Here is an 18,714-nt window from a genome sequence, read left to right on the forward strand (position 1 = left end):
ATTGTTTTCTAAAAGTACCCTTGTTGTTTTCTTTTCTCCATCGCAGCTTCAGAACGTTTGTCATCAATTCTGGCTCCTCTTTCTGAAATAGTCGAAGATCTGATTTCGCCGACAACTTCCTGAATTGTTGCTGCGTAAGAATCAACAGCTGCCGTACAACTCATATCTCCAACGGTTCTAAAACGAACAATTCTTTCTTCAATTTCTTCATCTTCTTCTTGGTACACAAAAGGAGAATGTGACCAAATCATACCGTCTCTCAAGAATACTTTACGTTTGTGCGAAAAGTAAATCGATGGAATTTCTATTTGCTCTTGCTCAATATAACTCCAAACATCAAGCTCAGTCCAGTTTGAAATTGGGAAAACACGAACGTTTTGACCATTTTCAATTTTTCCGTTCAAAATATCAAATAATTCCGGACGTTGGTTTTTCTCATCCCATTGACCAAAATCATCACGAACAGAGAAAATACGTTCTTTGGCTCTTGCTTTTTCTTCGTCACGACGCGCACCACCAATACAAGCATCAAATTTAAATTCTTCGATTGCATCCAAAAGTGTAGTTGTTTGCAAACTGTTTCTGCTAGAATACTTCCCTGATTCTTCCACCACTTTACCTTCGTCAATAGCATCCTGAACATTACGAACGATTAGTTCCAACCCTAATTCAGCAACCAATTTATCTCTGAAAGCAATAGTTTCTGGAAAGTTATGTCCCGTGTCTACATGCAACAATGGAAAAGGAATTTTAGCAGGGAAAAATGCTTTTTGTGCTAAACGCACCAATGTAATCGAATCTTTCCCACCAGAAAAAAGCAATACTGGTTTGTCAAATTGAGAAATGACTTCTCTAAAAATGTATATCGCTTCGCTTTCTAAAGCATTTGTTTTTAAAATGGTACTCATTATTATTAGTTTAAAAGTTTAAAGTTTAAAGTTTAAAGTTTAAGGTTATTGGAACCTCATTTAAAATCTCTTAACTATTATTATTTTTTCTTTTCTCTTTATTCTAACTTCTGTTTTCTATTTTTGGTGTAAACCACATTCTTTATGACTGGATTCCCACCACCATCTTCCCGCTCTTATATCTTCGCCAGGTGTAATGGCTCTTGTACAAGGCGCACAACCTATACTCACAAAACCTTGTTTATGTAGTACGTTTTGCGGCACATTATTATCATCTATATATTTTTGAACCTCTTCTAAAGTCCATTTTAACAATGGATTAAATTTAATAATGTCAAAATGAGCATCATATTCAAGAAAGGCTAAGTCACTTCTGTTCTCTGATTGTTCCGCTCTCAAACCGGTAATCCAAATCGCATTTCCTTTCAAAGCTTTAGTCAATGGTGCTACTTTTCGAATGAAACAACATTCTTTTCTATTTTCCACCGATTCGTAAAAGCTGTTTGGACCTTTTTTATTCAATAATTCCTCGACAGCTGTTGTGTCCGGAAAATAAGTTTTAATATCGATTTGATACTTTTTCAAGGTCTTTTGAAAAACATCATACGTTTCCTGAAACAGTCTTCCGGTATCTAAAGTAAAAATGGTAATTGGTAAATCATTTTGGCCAATTAAAGCCGTAATCACTTGGTCTTCTTGTCCAAAAGAAGTCGAAAAAACCACTTTATCTTTGTATTCATTAGCTAAAAACGAAAGTGTTTCCACGATGGTTAAGCTTCTTGTTTTTTCTAATAAAGTATTTGTTATCGTTATGCTCATAATTTCGTTTCTCTTTTATAATAATTTAGACAGTGTTTTTAAACTCAAAATAATAATTAAAATCCCTACCAAAATCATCATAGGTTGTCTCTTTATTCTATTGACTAAAATAGCGGCAATTGGAGCAGCAATAACACCTCCCAAAATCAACCCTATAATCACTTGCCATCCTTGTATTCCTCCAAAAAGCATGAACGTTACACCACTCGCAAAAGCTACCGCAAACTCCGCTGCATTAACAGAACCAATAGTATATCTTGGATTTCTACCACGCCCTAATAAAGTCGAAGTCACAATTGGTCCCCATCCACCACCACCAACAGCATCCATAAAACCTCCAAAAGAAGCTAAAATATTTAATCGCTTGGTTTTCTTTTTAATGATGTTTTTCTGCATTGCTTTTCTGATTATTATAATTGCCAACCCTATCATATACACCGCAATAAAAGGCTTTATTGCATCCCCATCAATTACATCCGACAATAAATAAGCACCTGCAATAGAACCTAAAACACCCGGAATCAATAGATGTCTTACTAGCTTTTTATTGATGTTCCCAAAGCGATGATGCGAAATCGCCGAAGCTCCTGTTGTGAACATTTCAGCAACATGAACTCCTGTGCTACTTATCGCTGGTGGAATACCATACGCCAATAAAAAAGAAGTAGAAGTTGCTCCATAGCCCATTCCTAATGTCCCGTCGACTAATTGTGCAAAAACACCAATACAGAAAAAGATTAAAAATTCCTGATTAAAGCCTGATATTAGGCCATTCCACGAAAATTCAGCATGATGATTGTATACCAATGTAGAAATTAATCCTACCAATAAAACAACAGGGATAACAACCCATAAGCGTTCTTTAAAAGTCGTTTCCGATTTTTCATTGATAGTAATGGCTTTCAATTCTTTGCTCATGCTTTAAAATTCAACAGTTTTTTTATCATTAAATCTACTACCCTATCGGAATAGTAGATTATTACGCAAAAATAAAACTTTTAGCGTAACTACAAAATTTATTTTGTGATTTCTTTTTTAAAATGCAATGTCGGCCAAAGTATTGCTCTCTAAAATTTTCAGAGTATTATCGCGCACTTCGATCATTAGTTTCCGAACGGCGCAAGTAGCTTCATCAGAACAGTCTACGCAAGGCTCATAAAAATTATGGCTCGCACAAGGAAGTAGTGCTATTGGCCCTTCAAGAATGCGGTATACATGGGCCATATTAATGTCTTTGGGATCTTTTATCAAATAATAGCCACCGCCTTTTCCTTTTTTGGCGCCTAAAAAACCGGAATGGCGCAGTAATAATAAAATACTTTCTAAAAACTTGATCGAAATAGTCTCACTCTTGGCGATCTCTGCTATTTGCACAGGAGAATTATCTTTTTGGCGTGCCAAGAAAGTAAGTGCTTTTATTCCGTATTTTGTTTTTTTAGACAGCATTTAAAAATATATAAGATTGAAGATTAACGATTTTTGATTTTACACAATCAGAAATCTATTTGTCTTTTATTGTAGCAACAAAAATATACTTTTTGAATGAAAAATGGCGCAAGGAGATTAACGATTATTGTTAGATTGGAAATCTGCTCCCGAAACTTCGAGACAAAATCGTTAATCTCAAATCAAAAATCATTAAGACAAAGCCTGCTCTAAATCAGCAATAACATCTTTTACAGTTTCCAATCCAACGGAGACACGTACCAAACCATCCGTAATACTCACTGCCAAACGCTCTTCAACTGATAACTTACTATGTGTAGTTGAGGCTGGATGTGTAACAATAGTTCTGGTGTCGCCCAAATTTGGTGATAAAGAACATAATTTTATTTTGTCTAAAAAAGCCCTTCCAGCCTCAAGACCGCCTTTTATTTCAAAAGCTACAATGTTTCCGCCCAACTTCATTTGCTTTTGAGCAATTTCGTATTGCGGATGCGATTTCAAGAATGGATATTTCACTTTATTAACCTGAGGATGCTGCTCTAAAAACTCCGCTACTTTCATGGCATTTTCGCAATGTCTATCTAAACGAATCGCCAACGTTTCAAGGCTTTTTGACAACACCCAAGCGTTAAAAGGTGACAAAGCAGGCCCTGTCAATCGAGAAAACAAATAAATTTTCTGCATCAATTCAGCATTACCCACAGTGATTCCGCCCAAAACACGACCTTGACCATCCATTAGTTTGGTCGCTGAATGGATTACCAAATCAGCTCCCCATTTTATAGGTTGTTGTAGATACGGCGTTGCAAAACAGTTGTCAATAATTAAAATCAAATCGTGCTTTTTGGCAATTGTACCAAGCAATTCCAAATCGATAATATCTACCGCTGGATTGGTAGGCGATTCGGCAAATAGAATTTTAGTATTTGGTTTTATAAAATTCTCGATAGTTTCGGGTTTATTAATGTCGAAATACGTAGTTTCAATATTCCATTTCGGAAAATAATTAATGAACAACGAATGTGTGGCCCCAAAAACACTGCTGGAAGAAACGATATGATCTCCCGATTTCAATAAAGCTGCCATGGTTGAATACACCGCAGCCATTCCGGATGCAAAGGCGAAACCAGCTGCTGCACCTTCCATAGCACAAACTTTATCAACAAACTCGTTGGTATTTGGGTTGCTATAACGGCTGTAAATATTTCTGTCTTTTTCTTCGGCAAAAGAAGCACGCATGTCTTCGGCATCCTCAAATACAAAACTGGAAGTTAAGTACAAAGGAACTGAGTGCTCTAAATATTGCGTTCTTTCTAGTTGGTTGCGTATGGCTTGGGTTTCAAAACCTAATTCTTGATCGTTCATTTTTTTATCGTTTAAGGTTTAAAGCTTAAAGTTGTTGGAATATTAAATCCAATCACTTTGCTTAAACTACAATGGTTTATTATTCAAAACTACTTTGTAATGTATCGTTGCTGTTGGTTCTAATGTTTTAGAAACCGAACAGTATTTTTCGAAAGAAAGTTGTGCCGCTCTGGCTGCTTTTTCTTCATTAATTGGCCCTTCCAAATAAAACACAAGGTGAATATCTTTGAATGGTTTCGCTTCTCCAACTTGTACACGTTCTCCTTCTACCTCCGCTTTGAAAGAAGTGATTTCCTGACGCTGTTTTTTCAAAATCGAAATCATATCAATAGCGCTACAACCTGCAACTCCCATCAATACTAATTCCATAGGACTTGCGCCCATATCGTTTCCACCAAATTCTGGTCGGCTATCAACATTTACTAAATGTCCTCTTTCGTTTTTTAATTCGAAATGGAAATTGTCGTTTACTCTGTTTAATGTTATTTTCATATTATTCCCCTCCCCAACCCTTCCCGAAGGGAAGGGAGCCAAGACTGGAGGCAGTCCCTTTTTAATTAATTATGTTATTGGACACAGATGAAACGGATTTGCTATCGCAAAACACAGATTTTTATTTTTTTATTTTAATTATTCGTCACAATACAAGCAAAAACAGTAAAATTGAAACCACCCAAAATATATAATTGAACCATCCATCTATAAATAAAGACCTATCCATTGTCCAAAAAGTATCAACACTGTTTCTTTTATATTTTACGTAGAATAATTTACTTAAAACATAATATAAAAACTGTGCAATCAATGGTATAAATAATGAATTAATAGCTGTATTTATTCCAACACCTACTAAAACACTTGTCAAAGCAATTAAAAACAAGATACCATTGAAAATTAATAGTTTATAAAACCATTCTTTATCATCTAATTTACTTTTATCAAATAAAAATAGAATTGAAACATTCATTCCAATAATAATAAAGATAACATTCATATTAATTGTTGTTTTTTACTGATCACTCAAAACTGATCACTGAACACTATCATTACCCTTTATCCGACAACCTTAAAATATCTCCAAAAACCCCTCTCGCTGTTACTGCTGATCCTGCTCCTGCACCTTGAATCACAATTGGTCTGTCACCGTACGATTCTGTGTAAATTTCGAAGAAAGAATCAGAACCTTTCAATCCTCCCAGCGCCGTATCAGATGGTACAGAAACTAATTTCACTTCCAGATTTCCTTTGTCATTTTGCAAATCGCCTGACAATTCACCTATATAACGCAACACATGATTTGGCTTTTGCTCTGCTTTTATTTTAGCATAAATCGGATCAAACTCCGTCAATTTATTTAGAAAGTCAGACACATCTCCTTCACGTAAATGTTCTGGAATTAAATTTTGAATGTTAATTTCTTCAAACTCATTTTGCAAATCTAATTCTCTGGCCAAAATCAATAATTTCCTGCCTACATCATTCCCGCACAAATCCTCTCTTGCATCTGGTTCGGTATAACCGTTGTCAATTGCTTCCTTTAATATTTCGCTGAACGGCGCATCATTTGCAGAAAAATTATTGAACAAATAACTTAATGTCCCAGAGAAAACGCCCTTAATTTTCGTGATATTTTCACCTGAAAGGTGCAATAACTTAATTGTATCAATCAACGGCAATCCGGCTCCAACATTAGTTTCATAAAGATAACTCTTTTGATTAACCGCTAATACTTTTCGTAATTTTTTATAAAAACTATAACTTAATGTATTGGCAACTTTATTAGAAGAAATCAAATCAAAACCATTTTCGGCTAATTTTATATAATTTCCAACAAATTCAGCACTTGCCGTATTATCAATTGCAATCAAATTTTCTAAGTGATGCTCATTTGCGTAAGCAATTACATCATCGATAGTGTAAGAAAATCCATTGTTTTGAATTTCATTTTTCCAGTTTGGAGTAACGCCGTTCTTATTTAAAAGTACATTACTGGAATTGGCAATCGCAAAAACATTCAACTTAATGTCTTTTCTTTTTTCGATGGTTGCAGCTGATTCCAATATCTGGTTGATCAACGTTCCACCAACTAATCCATGTCCAAAAATAGCGATATTGATTTTCTTGGATACTCCAAAAATCTCCCCGTGAATCACGTTTAAGGCTTTGTTCAGTTGCGATTTTTTTACTACCAAACTCACGTTTTTACCTGTAACCGTATTATTGAAAAGAATCGGGACAATTTTATTTTTTATCAACGCAGTGTATGGCTTGTGAAATGTACTCAAATCTTGGCCAATGATAGAAATCACCGAAACATCGTCCGTCACCGTGATTTTATTCACATCTTTCGAATAGAAATCATTCTCAAATTCTTTCTCTAGTTCAATCATGGCTTTAGTCGCTTTATCAGCAGCTACCACTAAACCAATTCCTCGTTCTGAAGAACCTTGAGAAATAATACTTACACTGATATCATTGTCACCCATCACTCTGAAAATACGGGCATCAACGCCAGTTTTTCCCAGTAATCCCCTTCCTTCCAGATTAACTAACGATACATTTTCAAGTACGGAAAGTGTTTTAATTCCTTCTTTATTAGAATTGGATGTTATTAAGGTTCCTTTATTTTCGTGGTTGAACGTATTCAAAATACGAAGCGGAATGTTTTTTTCCAATAAAGGAATAATCGTTTTGGCATGAAGAATCGTCGCACCAAAATTGGCTATTTCATTGGCTTCGTTAAACGACAAATGGTCAATTTTTTTGGCATCAAGCACTAAGTCAGGATTAGCGGTATAAATTCCGTCTACGTGTGTGTAATTCTGTAATTCGTCCGCATTTAAGTAATTCGCAATCAACGAAGCGGTGTAATTACTGCCGTTTCTTCCTAAAGTGGTTGTGTCATTATTATTGTTCGAACCGATGAAACCTGTAATAATATTCACGGTAGTCCCGCTACTTTGCTTGAAATAATTGATGACATTTTTCTTTGATATTTGTTCCAAAGGTTGGGCATCACCAAATTTAGAATCGGTTTTAATCAATTCTCTGGTATCTGCAAAACGGGCATTTATTCCGTTTTCAACCAAAATAGCTGTCAATAATTTGGCAGAAAGCAATTCTCCTTTTGACAAAACCTGATCTTTTATTTTGTTGCTGTAATCGCCAATTAAACTGACACCTTCAAATAATTTCTCCAAAACATTAAATTCCACTGACAAATCCACGTTTTGATAATCGCCTTGTTGGTATTTTTTGAAATTCTCAAAAAGTGGTTTATAATCTTTGTTAATAGCCGCAGTCTTTAAAATTTCTTCCAGTTCATCCGTGGCATTCCCTCTTGCCGAAACCACAATTGCAATTTCCTCGCCTTGATTTACTTTATCAGTAATAATTGCAACCACTTTATTTATTCCATCGCCATTTGATAACGATTTACCTCCAAATTTTAATATTTTCATTGTATTGTTTTTTTGGCTTAGAATATATCCTGAAGCAAATTGTGTAATTGTTTGTATTCTATCAAAAAAGCATCGTGTCCGTGAATGGAAACAATTTCCTGATAGCTGACCTTATTTTTATATCTTTTTAATTCCTCGTAGGTTGCTTTATTTTCATTTGCCGTAAAAAACAAGTCTGAATTGATTCCGATAATATGAATATCAGCTTCAATTTTTGACGTTATTTCTTCGAATGAACCACGATTTCTGGTAATATCTATCGTCTTCAATAATTGATTCATCATTTTGTACGATGAAATTTGAAAGCGTTTCTGCAATTTTTCACCATGATGCAACAACCAACTTTCTACATTAAAAATAGATAATTCTTCATTGGTGGTTCGCTGAAATTTAGAAGCAAAAGATTCCGGAGTTCTATAACATAACATTGCATGAGTACGGGCGTCTTCAATAGGTTTTGAAGAATTTTTCAAAATTTGCTCTTGTAAAAAGCAATTGGCAATAAGCCAGTCTGTGGATTTCCAATCGGTTGCAATAGGAATTAAATGTTGTGTAATCTTTGGCTCCAATGCAACCATTTCCCAAGCAATTCCTCCGCCAACAGAACCGCCAATAATGGCGTGTAGTTTTTTAATTTCAAGAAACCAAATCCCTTCAATAAAAATTCTAGCAATATCTCTGGCATTAAAGTCCGAATAATTTTCGATGCTAAAACCATCAAAGCCATTTCCGGGAACATTAAAAGCGAGTATCGTATATTTTGTAGTATCTATAGTTTTATTAGCGCCAATTAAATCATTCCACCAACCATTTTCTCCCACAACTTGTGAATTTCCGGTTAATGCATGATTGACCAAAACGATTGGAGCAGTATGCAATTCAGGTCCAAAAACTTGAAAACTTAAGTTTAAGACAGCATAAAAAGCGCCACTTTCGGTGGTGAAATTTTGTAATGTAATGGATGTTGATTTATTTTCCAATTTCAAATCTTTTATGATTTTTGACTTGTGTTTGGAAATATTAGAAAGAAAGCTAGGAGTTATCTAGACAAATTCTTAGTGTTATCTTTCCACGATGAGCGTGGTAGAATGCAGCACCTTCTTCGATAAATCGAAGGGTTGCTAAGGCTTCATCGGGTCTAATCCCTCTGCCTTTCTTTATAACATTTCAATACGGTTGTGAACTTATAATTGCAAATTAAGGACTATTTTTTGTAACAACCAAATTTTTATGCGCAATCGATTATTTGTGTGGTTCCAATAAAAACCTGAAAACAATAAACATACAATTGCTGTTTTGACGAAGTATCATAAAACTAATTATAGTTATTACCTCGTCAAAACAACAATTTTAAATACCTTTTTGAGAATCTCAAAACCGAAAATAAATTCGGATTTCTTAAATAAAAAGGGCTTCATTCTCTTGTGAATACATTAAAAAAAGCAAAGAATTAGGCACTGTTTTTTGTGCCAATGCATCGTTTTTTGAAATTTCAAATCTAGGATGAATCAATTCGTTTTTAGAATCGTTTTGCTTTTCTTTTCTGTTGTTAAAACTAATACGTTCTAATAACGCTACTGTCTTTGGGAAATGCTTTGTCGTGCTCATGATTTTTGGGTGTTGGGTGTTGGGTTTTTGGTGTTACACTTCATTTATGAAATTATTTACATGCTACTTTTTAAATAAGGGCTTAAAACAAAAAACCCTTTTAGATACATATCCAAAAGAGTTTTCAAGTTGTTTGTAAACTTATACTTTTGGAATCAACAGACGTACATAAACGTAATCGCAATGACGCACATCACCTTATTAACTGTTGAATTATTTGAATGCTGGAATTTTAGGTTATTCATTTATGCTTTTATTTCTGTAAAATTTATTATTGATATTCAAAAAAAAAGCTTCCCGTTATCTGGGAAGCTTTTGCTATATAATTTAATTTAAAAATTATGCAATACACTGCCCTTAGGAATTATCCTTTGTGACTTTAAACATATTACAAATATCAAATCTCATTTTTTACTTTTTTATTGAAACTCAAATTTCTAAATTATTTTTTAAATATCCAAATAAGTTTCAAAAATAATAGTAAAAACAGTTTCACACTTAATTTTTAAATTGATTAAACCCACAAAAAGATTTATCAGCAAAAAAAAGTTAAGATTAATTTGCAATTCAAAATGGTTTCATACATTTGCATCCGAATATAAGAGGAAAAATTTGAACTGATTGCAACCTCTTCATAATGAAACAAATTCATTATGGATGCTGAAAAATTTTCAGTAGAAAAAATGCTAAAGCAGGAACCCTCCTTTAGTCCTTTTCAGCAATTATTTTTTCTCACTTAATTTTAAAATAATAATTATTATGGCCTATTTATTTACGTCAGAATCTGTAAGCGAAGGACATCCAGACAAAATTGCAGATCAAATATCAGACGCATTAATTGATAATTTTTTGGCATTTGATGCTGACTCAAAAGTAGCTTGCGAAACCTTAGTGACTACAGGTCAAGTAATTTTAGCGGGTGAAGTAAAATCAAATACCTATTTAGATGTACAGCAAATCGCTCGCGATGTAATCAAAAGAATTGGTTACACCAAAAGCGCCTATATGTTTGAAGCGGATTCTTGTGGTATTCTTTCTGCCATTCACGAACAATCAGCTGACATCAATCAAGGTGTTGACAGAGCAAATCCTGAAGAACAAGGGGCCGGTGACCAAGGAATGATGTTTGGTTACGCGACAAATGAAACTGAAAATTATATGCCTTTGGCACTTGATTTATCTCATAAATTATTAAAGGAATTAGCGGTTTTAAGACGTGAAAATAACGAAATCACCTATTTACGTCCTGATGCTAAATCTCAAGTAACATTAGAATACAGTGATGATAACAAGCCAACTCGAATTGAAGCTATTGTAATTTCGACACAGCATGATGACTTTGAGGAAGAAGCAACAATGCTTGCAAAAATCAAAAAAGACATCATCGAAATTTTGATTCCAAGAATCATTGCAAAAAATCCAACGAGTGCTCATTTATTTAATGATCAAATTAAATACCACATCAATCCAACTGGAAAATTTGTAATTGGAGGACCTCACGGCGATACTGGACTTACTGGAAGAAAAATCATCGTAGATACTTACGGTGGAAAAGGCGCTCACGGTGGTGGTGCATTCTCTGGTAAAGATCCAAGTAAAGTAGACAGAAGTGCGGCTTATGCTACTCGTCACATTGCTAAAAACTTAGTTGCAGCAGGTGTTGCTGACGAGATTTTAGTGCAGGTTTCGTATGCTATTGGTGTTGCTAAACCAATGGGAATTTTTATAGAAACTTATGGCACTTCAAAAGTAGAATTAACTGATGGAGAAATTGCTAAAAAAGTAGAAGCTATTTTTGACATGCGTCCTTACTTTATCGAGCAACGTTTGAAATTAAGAAATCCAATCTATAGCGAAACTGCTGCGTACGGACACATGGGACGTACTCCAGAAACCGTTACTAAAACTTTTACTGCACCAGGCGGCTTAACAAAAACGGTTACTGTTGATTTATTCACTTGGGAAAAATTAGATTTTGTTGACCAAGTTAAAACAGCTTTTGGATTGTAATCCTCTAAAAATACTTATTTCTAAAACCCGCAATTCAATTGGATTGCGGGTTTTTTTTAGCCCTGATAGAAATGGAAATCCTTTGCTGAAAAAAAATTAATTTTTTCTTATAAAAAAAGAGCGACCAGCGGAAGCTCCTTTATTTATTTAGAAAAATATTTTTTTTTTGGCAAAGATTGAAATGTATAGCAGGATTAGCTCCTACAAATTATACTTTAAAGAGAAAATCACATAACGCGGTTGTACTGTATATTGTGAAGTTCTGGTGGCAAACTGACTGAAATTATCGTCATTTAATGAGGTGGTGTTCAACAAATTTGTTCCGCTTACTTTGTATTCTAACTTACTGCCTTTCTTTTGATAAATCAAACTGGCAGTCAGGAAATCATATTCATTATTGACCGTTTTAGTGTCGTTATAATAATGATAGAATTCATACTCCGCTACGAAAGAAAAACTATTCAAAAAGAAATAATCCAACTTAGCGAAGGGTCTTTCTGTGTAAAAAATAGCGTTATTGTAATCATTCGTAACCACATTATATCCTATTTCCAGATTAGGCATTTTCTTGTAATTTGTTGACGCTTTTAAGGTATAGTTTTGGGTAAAACTCTCATTTGCGGACAACACATTATTTTGGATGTTATTGAATTTGGACCAATTTAGAGAAGCTGCCAAAGATGCTTTGTAATTCTTTAAGAAAGAACGTCCGTACGAACCGTTTCCGGATAAGGTCTCATCTGCAAAATCAGAATTGAAAGGCGATGAGGTTTGATTGACTCCGTTGAATACGGCACTAGTTTTTATTGCATCCACCCTTTTTGAGTAGGAAGCTACCGCAGAAATATTTTCAAAATTAAACATGTTGTATTTAAAATAACGCAACGAATGTACTTGAGCTGTAGCGTTCTCTAAAAATCGGTTTCCTCTAATCAGGCTGTTGTAATTGGAAAAAATAAACCCTTCAGCAAGTTGATTTATATCAGTAAAATTATTGGTATACGAAAAATTATAGGTTAATGTTTCCGATTTTTTTAATTGGTAAATTGCCAAGAAATCCGGCAATGCTCGGAGGAAATTTTGACTGTTACTGGTCGCTAATTGCTCATTTGTCGTATTGTAACTGTGCAGACTTACTCCAAGAGTAAACGTGAATTTTCCAGTCAAAATCTTATAATGCAATCCTAAAAACGTGTCGTTGAAATTGTAAGTTACATCATTGGTATTGGCAGTATTAGTCAGATTATTAACTGTTTCATTATCCAGAATTTGAAAAATACCGGAATTGAAATTTTGATGGGAATACGTATTTCCTAACGTCACATTGATATTGCTTTTTGGTGTAATCATGTAATAATAATCCAATTTGGAGTCTATTTTATTGGTTTTTACAAAACGACTCTGATTGATGTTATTTCTGTTTTGTCCAGTAACATATCCGGCCAAACTAAAAGGTTGAAATCTTAGATTCGCATTATAAAAAGGATCTTCCTCTTGGTACAAATGCTGCATTTCAAAAGCAAAAATATTCTTGTCGCTTTGCGTAAAATACAAACTCAAGTTTTGATTTACTGAAATTGGATCTTGATTTTTTATCGAATTAATATTTTCAAGTGCTGAGTTATTCCCCACAATAGATTCTCTTAATAAAGAATTGCTCTCGTCTTGTTTGGATAATTTAGTCAAAACATCATAATCAAATTGAAACCGCGCATTGGGTTTATAACTGGAGCTCAATTTGAATAATCCCAGGTTACTTTTTTGGTTTGCCATTTCCTGACGGTTCTCGGTCGAAAAAATTTCAGAGGAATTAGGCTGTAAAATATTTGTTTGTGACTTTGTTTCTAAATCCGTTAGCGAAGAAGAAAGAATCCCAAAACCGCTTAAAGTCCATACTTTATTCACATTGTAGGAGAAATTTGTAGCTCCAAATTTAGTTTCAATTTCCTTGGCGCGATTATTTCTAAGCAGTGAAATTCCTAAATCGTTTGAAGACACATTAAAACTGGAACCGCCTTTTTGCATCATCCCGCGAAAACCACCTGTGAATTTAAAATAATCCTGAATTGTCAACGGTAGTTCGCCAATATTATTAAAATTCGTGATTATGTTAATGCTGTATTTTGGATTATAATAAAATAATTTCGGGTTTATCAAATAACGGCTTTCCTCGTGTGCTACTCCAATTCCAGCGGTCATATCGCCAAACCAGAAATTTTTCTTTCCTGATTTGAGTTTGATATTCATTGCAATATTATCCTGATTATTCTCTACTCCTTTTAGGATTGAATTTTCGTTATAGTTTCGCAACACTTGGATTTTGTCAATGGCATCAGCCGGAATATTTTTGACTCCTAACTTCGTATCCCCATCAAAAAAGTCTTTTCCTTCTACCATTAATTTAGTTACTCGTTTCCCCTCCACTTCAATTTCGCCATCGGCATTGACCTCAACTCCTGGTAATTTTTTCAGAATATCTTCAAGTTTTCGCTCGGTTCCAGATTTAAAAGAATCCGCATTATAAACAATAGTATCTCCTTTTATCGAAACTGGCATTTCCCGAACAATTTCAACTCCGTCGAGTTCAATTCCACCTTCTTCAAGCGCAATATTTTTAATGCTATTTTCTGAAGTTGTGGTAATTTCCAATTCTTTATTCTGCATTCCCAAATAACTGATTTTGATATTATACGCTGTATTTGGTTTTAGATTAAGAAGAAATTTTCCTTTGTCATTTGTTATGGCGTAAGAATCCATTGCTTTTGTAGTTTTGTTTACCGCCATTACATTGGCCATTTCGAGACCTGTAACTTTTGAATCGGTTATGAGACCTTCTAATTTAACGGATTGAGCAAAGGAAAATGAAGTAATTAAGAAAAATAAAAAAAGGTACTGTTTTTTCATTGAATGGGTTTGTGAGTGTGACTAGTTAGTCATAAAAAGGTTTAATTCGTTACAAAACAACTAATTCGTGAAGGTTCTAAAAATGATATTTCCATCCTTATCCTTCATGCTGTCCATTTTCTTTTTTTCTTCTTTATCGAATTCTTTTTGAGTTAACACTTTTCCTTCCTTTGGAACTTTAATTTTTTCTTTATCCTCACTATTTAAAACTACTTTAGAGCATAAAAATGTAACTTCTCCATCATTTAATTCCAAAATTAAACCTGGTAGACCTGAATATTTATCTGGTCCATGATTAACCGGGATTTCTAATGTATACCAAGCAATAACAATGTTGTTTTTGGGCTCATCCATTTCAAATAAATTTGTTTTCTGTTTAAATTTATTTTTTAAATAATCCTGATACTCTTCTTTTTGAGCAGCAGTAACCTGAATTACAATCTCAGCTTTATAACATAGGTAATCGCCTATTTTTTTAGTTTCTTCTTTTAATTTCCAATCCCAATTCGTTAATTCATCAGTAATAAGATATTTTTTTTCGAAAATTTCGCCTTCAAAAATTTGTTTTTGCACCTTCCGATTCATGTACTTCTTTCCATCTCCTGAAATGGTAATACTAATAGTCATTCCGCTATCACTTTGTCCCACAGGCTCAAGCTTTTGTTCTTCTTCAAATAAAGATTCTGTTTTATTAAAACTTAATGAATATGTTTTTTGTGAAACTTTCTCCCATTCTTTTTGCAATGCCTTGTCAAATTCTGCATCTTTTTCAGACTTGATCTCAACGACAGTTTCCTCGGATTTGATTTTAGATTGATAAATTGCTTTGCCTTTAAAGTTTTGAGCAACGGTTAAATTGACAGTAGTTAAAATTATTGTTAAATAAATTACTTTGAATAAATTTTTCATTTTATAGCTTTTAGGTTAGATGACAAATAAAGTTCTAAATAACCACAATAATAGTTAACCAAAGTTAACGATTGTTAATGGGTCAATTCAAAAGCATTTAGTTCTTATATTTGAAAAATGAAAGTGAAAAATTACACCGCTATTATTTTTTTTGTAAGCCTAACTATTTTGGCGACCATCAGTTTACAAGTATATTGGAATATTAAAAACTGCAAAGAAAACAAACAACGATTAATTAATGATGTACAAATTGCTTTTGACAATAGTACTGAATACTATTATATCGAACAGTCGAAAGAAAATTATATCGCTTTTGTAAACCGAGATGATTCCATATCCGACGAGCAATTTATGGATGACTTAAAACTTGATACCGTTTTTAAAAATTATAAAGCAAAAAGAAATCATCATAAAATTTCAAAAGTTGATTCAATAAAATCTACAAAAAAATCATCTGTAACTACATCTTTAAAAATTTCAGAATCCAAAATTCGTTCGGTACCAGATACAAATAATTTAATGAAATTGGATTCAAAAATCATTAAAAACGAGAAAGAAAATGACAATAAAACAGTTACCTACACTAAATCAAAGTCTAAAACGAATTCCTCAGTATTAATATTACGAGGAAAAAAAGCAACAGATAGCCTCTTACAAATAAAAGATTCTAGAAGTAGAATTGTAATATCTATGAATAAAGATTCCGTTGCATTCAATAAATTGAGTAAAATTTTAGATAACGAACTTTCACGAAAAAAAATTGTTGTTGATTATACTTTAGAGCATTTCAAATTAAACACTCTTTTTGATAAATTTAAAAAAAACACTTCAGTCAAATTAGTAAAACTACCTCTTTCTACTTTTTCAAAATCAGTCTATCTTCCCATTAACGACAAACTGAAAATTTCATTTTCTGATCCTACAGTACTACTTTTAAAAAGAAGCATGATTGAAATAATTCTTTCGTTACTGTTATCGTTTTCCATTGTCGGTTCTTTATTTTATCTTTTGAGAATTATAAACCGTCAGAAAAAAATTGATGAAATCAAAAACGATTTAATCAGCAATATTACTCATGAATTTAAAACACCGATCACCACCATTTCATCGGCAATAGAGGGAATCAAGAATTTTAATTCCGTTAATGATCCTAAAAAAACACATCGCTATTTGGAAATAGCAAGCCAGCAATTAGAAAAATTAGCCATTATGGTTGAAAAACTTTTGGAAACTGCTTCGTTAGAATCTGATAATCTTGCGCTAAACAAAGAACCGATTGATATAGTTCAATTATTGAAGAAAAATGTTGAGAAACACCAATTGAACACCTCAAACAAAACCATTGATTTTATTTCTAATCAGGAAGAATTAATATTGGACGTAGATACATTTCATTTTGAAAATGCAATTTCAAATCTAATCGACAATGCTATAAAATATGGAGGTCCTCAAATTGAAGTTTGCTTAAAATCAGATAAAAAAAGGATAGAAATAACAGTTCAAGATAATGGAACTGAAATTGATAAAAATCAACATGAAAAGATTTTCGAAAAGTTTTACAGAATTCCAAAAGGAAATATCCATGATGTAAAAGGCTTTGGAATAGGTTTATATTATTCCAAAAAAATCATAGAGAAACATCAGGGAACACTTGAACTAATCGTAAACTCAAAAAACATCTTTAAAATCACATTAGCTCATGTCTAAAAAAATAAAAATAATCCTAGCCGAAGACGAACCTGCATTAGCACAAATCATTAAAGAAAGTTTAGAAACTAGAAATTTTGAGGTCATTCATTGTAAAGATGGCGAAGAAGCTATTGAAGTTTTTAAAAATGAAAAAATAGAATTACTTGTTTTAGATGTCATGATGCCTAAAAAAGATGGTTTTTCAGTAGCTAAAGACATTCGGAAATTAGATAATAAAACTCCGATAATTTTCCTTACTGCTAAATCACAAACACAAGATGTGGTCGATGGATTTAATTCTGGAGGCAATGACTATCTAAAAAAACCTTTTAGCATGGAGGAGCTAATCGTTAGAATCCACTCTCTTCTTGGCAGAAAAACTGCTATTAAAAACGAGGATAACATTACGATTGGCATTTATATTTTTAATCTTACTAAACAAACCTTACAGTACCTTGATACTACAATCTCCTTAACGCATCGTGAAGCAATTCTATTAAATATAATGTCTGAAAATAAAAATAAAATAGTTGAACGTTCCTTAATTTTAAATAAAATTTGGGGAGAAGATGATTTTTTTAATGGTAGGAGTATGGATGTTTTTATTACAAAGTTGAGGAAAAAATTAAGCCTTGATCCCAACATTCAAATTATAAATGTTCGTGGTCAAGGCTGCAAATTAATTTGTTAAAATTAGTTTACCCTCCAATTCTCATTCGCATTCCTCCATTTCCACCACGTCCTTGGTTCATGTCTCTGAATTCCTCCATTTTTTTCAAAACAGTTTCATCAAATTCTTTTTGAGATGTTAATTTTCCTTTAGTTGCCGCTTCTATTTCGGTTTTAACTTTCGGATTCAGAACCACTTTCGAACATAAAATAACTGTTTTACCGTCATTCACTTCCAATATTAAACCCGGTAATCCCCAATAGTTTTCTGGCCCTTGACTCACCGGGATTTCCGGAGTATACCAAGCCGTAATTACCGTTTCTTTCGGCATATCCAGTTCATCTAGAATACTTGTTTTCTTGGCCGCATCCGCTGGCTTTGTTGTTGCATCTTCTTTTTTAGGTCTGATGTTTCTAAAATCTGTTTTACTCGCAGGACGTACGGCAGTTGCTTTGAAACAATTGTAACCACCAATAACTCGGGTTTCTCCTTCCATTTTCCATTGTAAATTAGGGAGCGAATCTTTTACCAGAAACTCTTTGCCCATAAATTCCTTATCAACGGTATACGATTTCTCTTTTACGTTTTTATAATACGTTCCGCCACCGCCAGTCATAGACATCATCATTCGCATTCCACCACCTTGACCTGGAGCATCGAGTTTTTCTTCTTCTTTGTATATCGATGCCGATTTATCAAAATTAAGAATGAATGTTTTTTCGAACATTTTCTTCATTCTTTCCTCAATCATTTTTTGCATATCTGGAGTCATATCCTTATTGCCCTCCATTCGTGTTTTGAAATCAGAGGTACTTGTTTTCGATTCATATACTGCCATTCCTTGGAATTCCTGAGCTTGCAGTCCCAAAAATGATGCGATTGTTACTATTATTGCGAAAATTACTTTGTACATAACTATTGGATT

The 18,714-nt window shown here is 33.4% G+C and carries 16 protein-coding genes and 1 riboswitch; of the genes, 3 read left to right on the forward strand and 13 right to left on the reverse strand.

From position 1 onward, the window contains the following. Positions 1–8: 8 nt before the first annotated feature. The 10 genes from cysD to ACEN2F_RS09090 form a co-directional block, all read right to left on the reverse strand. Positions 9–908, reverse strand: a complete 900-nt coding sequence (cysD, locus tag ACEN2F_RS09045; protein ID WP_113637736.1) for a sulfate adenylyltransferase subunit CysD — start codon at positions 906–908, stop codon at positions 9–11. 117 nt (positions 909–1,025) lie between these two features. Beyond that, complete coding sequence (locus ACEN2F_RS09050; RefSeq protein WP_441738110.1) at positions 1,026–1,727, reverse strand: phosphoadenylyl-sulfate reductase; 702 nt, start codon at positions 1,725–1,727, stop codon at positions 1,026–1,028. 15 nt (positions 1,728–1,742) lie between these two features. Next, positions 1,743–2,645, reverse strand: coding sequence for a sulfite exporter TauE/SafE family protein (locus ACEN2F_RS09055; protein ID WP_441738112.1), 903 nt, complete (start codon positions 2,643–2,645; stop codon positions 1,743–1,745). Positions 2,646–2,762: 117 nt separating this feature from the next. Next, the gene (locus ACEN2F_RS09060; RefSeq protein ID WP_113664375.1) at positions 2,763–3,173 is read right to left on the reverse strand and encodes an RrF2 family transcriptional regulator; all 411 of its coding nucleotides are present in this window, start codon (positions 3,171–3,173) and stop codon (positions 2,763–2,765) included. Between the two features lie 192 nt (positions 3,174–3,365). Beyond that, a complete protein-coding gene (locus tag ACEN2F_RS09065; protein ID WP_441738115.1) occupies positions 3,366–4,538 on the reverse strand; it encodes a trans-sulfuration enzyme family protein in 1,173 nt (390 codons plus the stop codon). Positions 4,539–4,604: 66 nt separating this feature from the next. Next, on the reverse strand, positions 4,605–5,030 hold the full coding sequence (locus ACEN2F_RS09070; RefSeq protein WP_441738117.1) for an OsmC family protein: 426 nt from the start codon (positions 5,028–5,030) through the stop codon (positions 4,605–4,607). A gap of 145 nt (positions 5,031–5,175) precedes the next feature. Further along, positions 5,176–5,532: a hypothetical protein gene (locus tag ACEN2F_RS09075; RefSeq protein ID WP_441738119.1), complete on the reverse strand. Its 357-nt coding sequence runs from the start codon at positions 5,530–5,532 to the stop codon at positions 5,176–5,178. A 52-nt stretch (positions 5,533–5,584) separates the two neighbouring features. Next, entirely contained in the window at positions 5,585–7,999 is a 2,415-nt protein-coding gene (thrA, locus tag ACEN2F_RS09080) for a bifunctional aspartate kinase/homoserine dehydrogenase I (protein ID WP_441738121.1), read from the reverse strand. A 17-nt stretch (positions 8,000–8,016) separates the two neighbouring features. Beyond that, entirely contained in the window at positions 8,017–8,979 is a 963-nt protein-coding gene (locus ACEN2F_RS09085) for an alpha/beta fold hydrolase (RefSeq protein WP_441738123.1), read from the reverse strand. A gap of 78 nt (positions 8,980–9,057) precedes the next feature. Then, positions 9,058–9,165, reverse strand: a riboswitch (SAM riboswitch). A gap of 232 nt (positions 9,166–9,397) precedes the next feature. Continuing rightward, positions 9,398–9,607 (reverse strand): hypothetical protein, encoded by a 210-nt coding sequence (locus ACEN2F_RS09090; RefSeq protein ID WP_441738124.1) that lies wholly within the window; start codon positions 9,605–9,607, stop codon positions 9,398–9,400. Between the two features lie 759 nt (positions 9,608–10,366). Here ACEN2F_RS09090 and metK point away from each other — a divergent pair. After that, a complete protein-coding gene (gene metK, locus ACEN2F_RS09095) occupies positions 10,367–11,617 on the forward strand; it encodes a methionine adenosyltransferase (RefSeq protein ID WP_441738126.1) in 1,251 nt (416 codons plus the stop codon). Between the two features lie 201 nt (positions 11,618–11,818). Here metK and ACEN2F_RS09100 read toward each other — a convergent pair whose 3' ends face one another. Together ACEN2F_RS09100 and ACEN2F_RS09105 are read right to left on the reverse strand one after the other, a co-directional pair. Next, positions 11,819–14,521, reverse strand: coding sequence for a carboxypeptidase-like regulatory domain-containing protein (locus ACEN2F_RS09100; RefSeq protein WP_441738128.1), 2,703 nt, complete (start codon positions 14,519–14,521; stop codon positions 11,819–11,821). Positions 14,522–14,581: 60 nt separating this feature from the next. Next, positions 14,582–15,430 (reverse strand): GLPGLI family protein, encoded by an 849-nt coding sequence (locus ACEN2F_RS09105; protein WP_441738130.1) that lies wholly within the window; start codon positions 15,428–15,430, stop codon positions 14,582–14,584. A 117-nt stretch (positions 15,431–15,547) separates the two neighbouring features. Between ACEN2F_RS09105 and ACEN2F_RS09110 the strand changes: the two genes are divergently transcribed. Further along, positions 15,548–17,137, forward strand: coding sequence for a sensor histidine kinase (locus ACEN2F_RS09110; RefSeq protein ID WP_441738132.1), 1,590 nt, complete (start codon positions 15,548–15,550; stop codon positions 17,135–17,137). Then, positions 17,130–17,810, forward strand: a complete 681-nt coding sequence (locus ACEN2F_RS09115; RefSeq protein ID WP_441738134.1) for a response regulator transcription factor — start codon at positions 17,130–17,132, stop codon at positions 17,808–17,810. The genes ACEN2F_RS09110 and ACEN2F_RS09115 overlap by 8 nt, the downstream gene beginning before the upstream one ends. Before the next feature lie 7 nt (positions 17,811–17,817). On the opposite strand, the gene ACEN2F_RS09120 is transcribed toward ACEN2F_RS09115, so the two are convergent. Next, positions 17,818–18,702 carry a GLPGLI family protein gene (locus ACEN2F_RS09120; protein ID WP_441738136.1) on the reverse strand — a complete coding sequence of 295 codons (885 nt, stop codon included), beginning with the start codon at positions 18,700–18,702 and terminating at the stop codon, positions 17,818–17,820. Positions 18,703–18,714 lie beyond the last annotated feature (12 nt).

This window comes from Flavobacterium sp. W20_MBD1_R3, assembly GCF_052119725.1.
GTDB lineage: Bacteria > Bacteroidota > Bacteroidia > Flavobacteriales > Flavobacteriaceae > Flavobacterium.

Coding starts and splice junctions, on each gene's coding strand:
- cysD (WP_113637736.1), bottom strand. CDS start 908: ATGAGTACCATTTTAAAAACAAATGCTTTAGAAAGCGAAGCGATATAC.
- ACEN2F_RS09050 (WP_441738110.1), bottom strand. CDS start 1,727: ATGAGCATAACGATAACAAATACTTTATTAGAAAAAACAAGAAGCTTA.
- ACEN2F_RS09055 (WP_441738112.1), bottom strand. CDS start 2,645: ATGAGCAAAGAATTGAAAGCCATTACTATCAATGAAAAATCGGAAACG.
- ACEN2F_RS09060 (WP_113664375.1), bottom strand. CDS start 3,173: ATGCTGTCTAAAAAAACAAAATACGGAATAAAAGCACTTACTTTCTTG.
- ACEN2F_RS09065 (WP_441738115.1), bottom strand. CDS start 4,538: ATGAACGATCAAGAATTAGGTTTTGAAACCCAAGCCATACGCAACCAA.
- ACEN2F_RS09070 (WP_441738117.1), bottom strand. CDS start 5,030: ATGAAAATAACATTAAACAGAGTAAACGACAATTTCCATTTCGAATTA.
- ACEN2F_RS09075 (WP_441738119.1), bottom strand. CDS start 5,532: ATGAATGTTATCTTTATTATTATTGGAATGAATGTTTCAATTCTATTT.
- thrA (WP_441738121.1), bottom strand. CDS start 7,999: ATGAAAATATTAAAATTTGGAGGTAAATCGTTATCAAATGGCGATGGA.
- ACEN2F_RS09090 (WP_441738124.1), bottom strand. CDS start 9,607: ATGAGCACGACAAAGCATTTCCCAAAGACAGTAGCGTTATTAGAACGT.
- metK (WP_441738126.1), top strand. CDS start 10,367: ATGGCCTATTTATTTACGTCAGAATCTGTAAGCGAAGGACATCCAGAC.
- ACEN2F_RS09100 (WP_441738128.1), bottom strand. CDS start 14,521: ATGAAAAAACAGTACCTTTTTTTATTTTTCTTAATTACTTCATTTTCC.
- ACEN2F_RS09105 (WP_441738130.1), bottom strand. CDS start 15,430: ATGAAAAATTTATTCAAAGTAATTTATTTAACAATAATTTTAACTACT.
- ACEN2F_RS09110 (WP_441738132.1), top strand. CDS start 15,548: ATGAAAGTGAAAAATTACACCGCTATTATTTTTTTTGTAAGCCTAACT.
- ACEN2F_RS09115 (WP_441738134.1), top strand. CDS start 17,130: ATGTCTAAAAAAATAAAAATAATCCTAGCCGAAGACGAACCTGCATTA.
- ACEN2F_RS09120 (WP_441738136.1), bottom strand. CDS start 18,702: ATGTACAAAGTAATTTTCGCAATAATAGTAACAATCGCATCATTTTTG.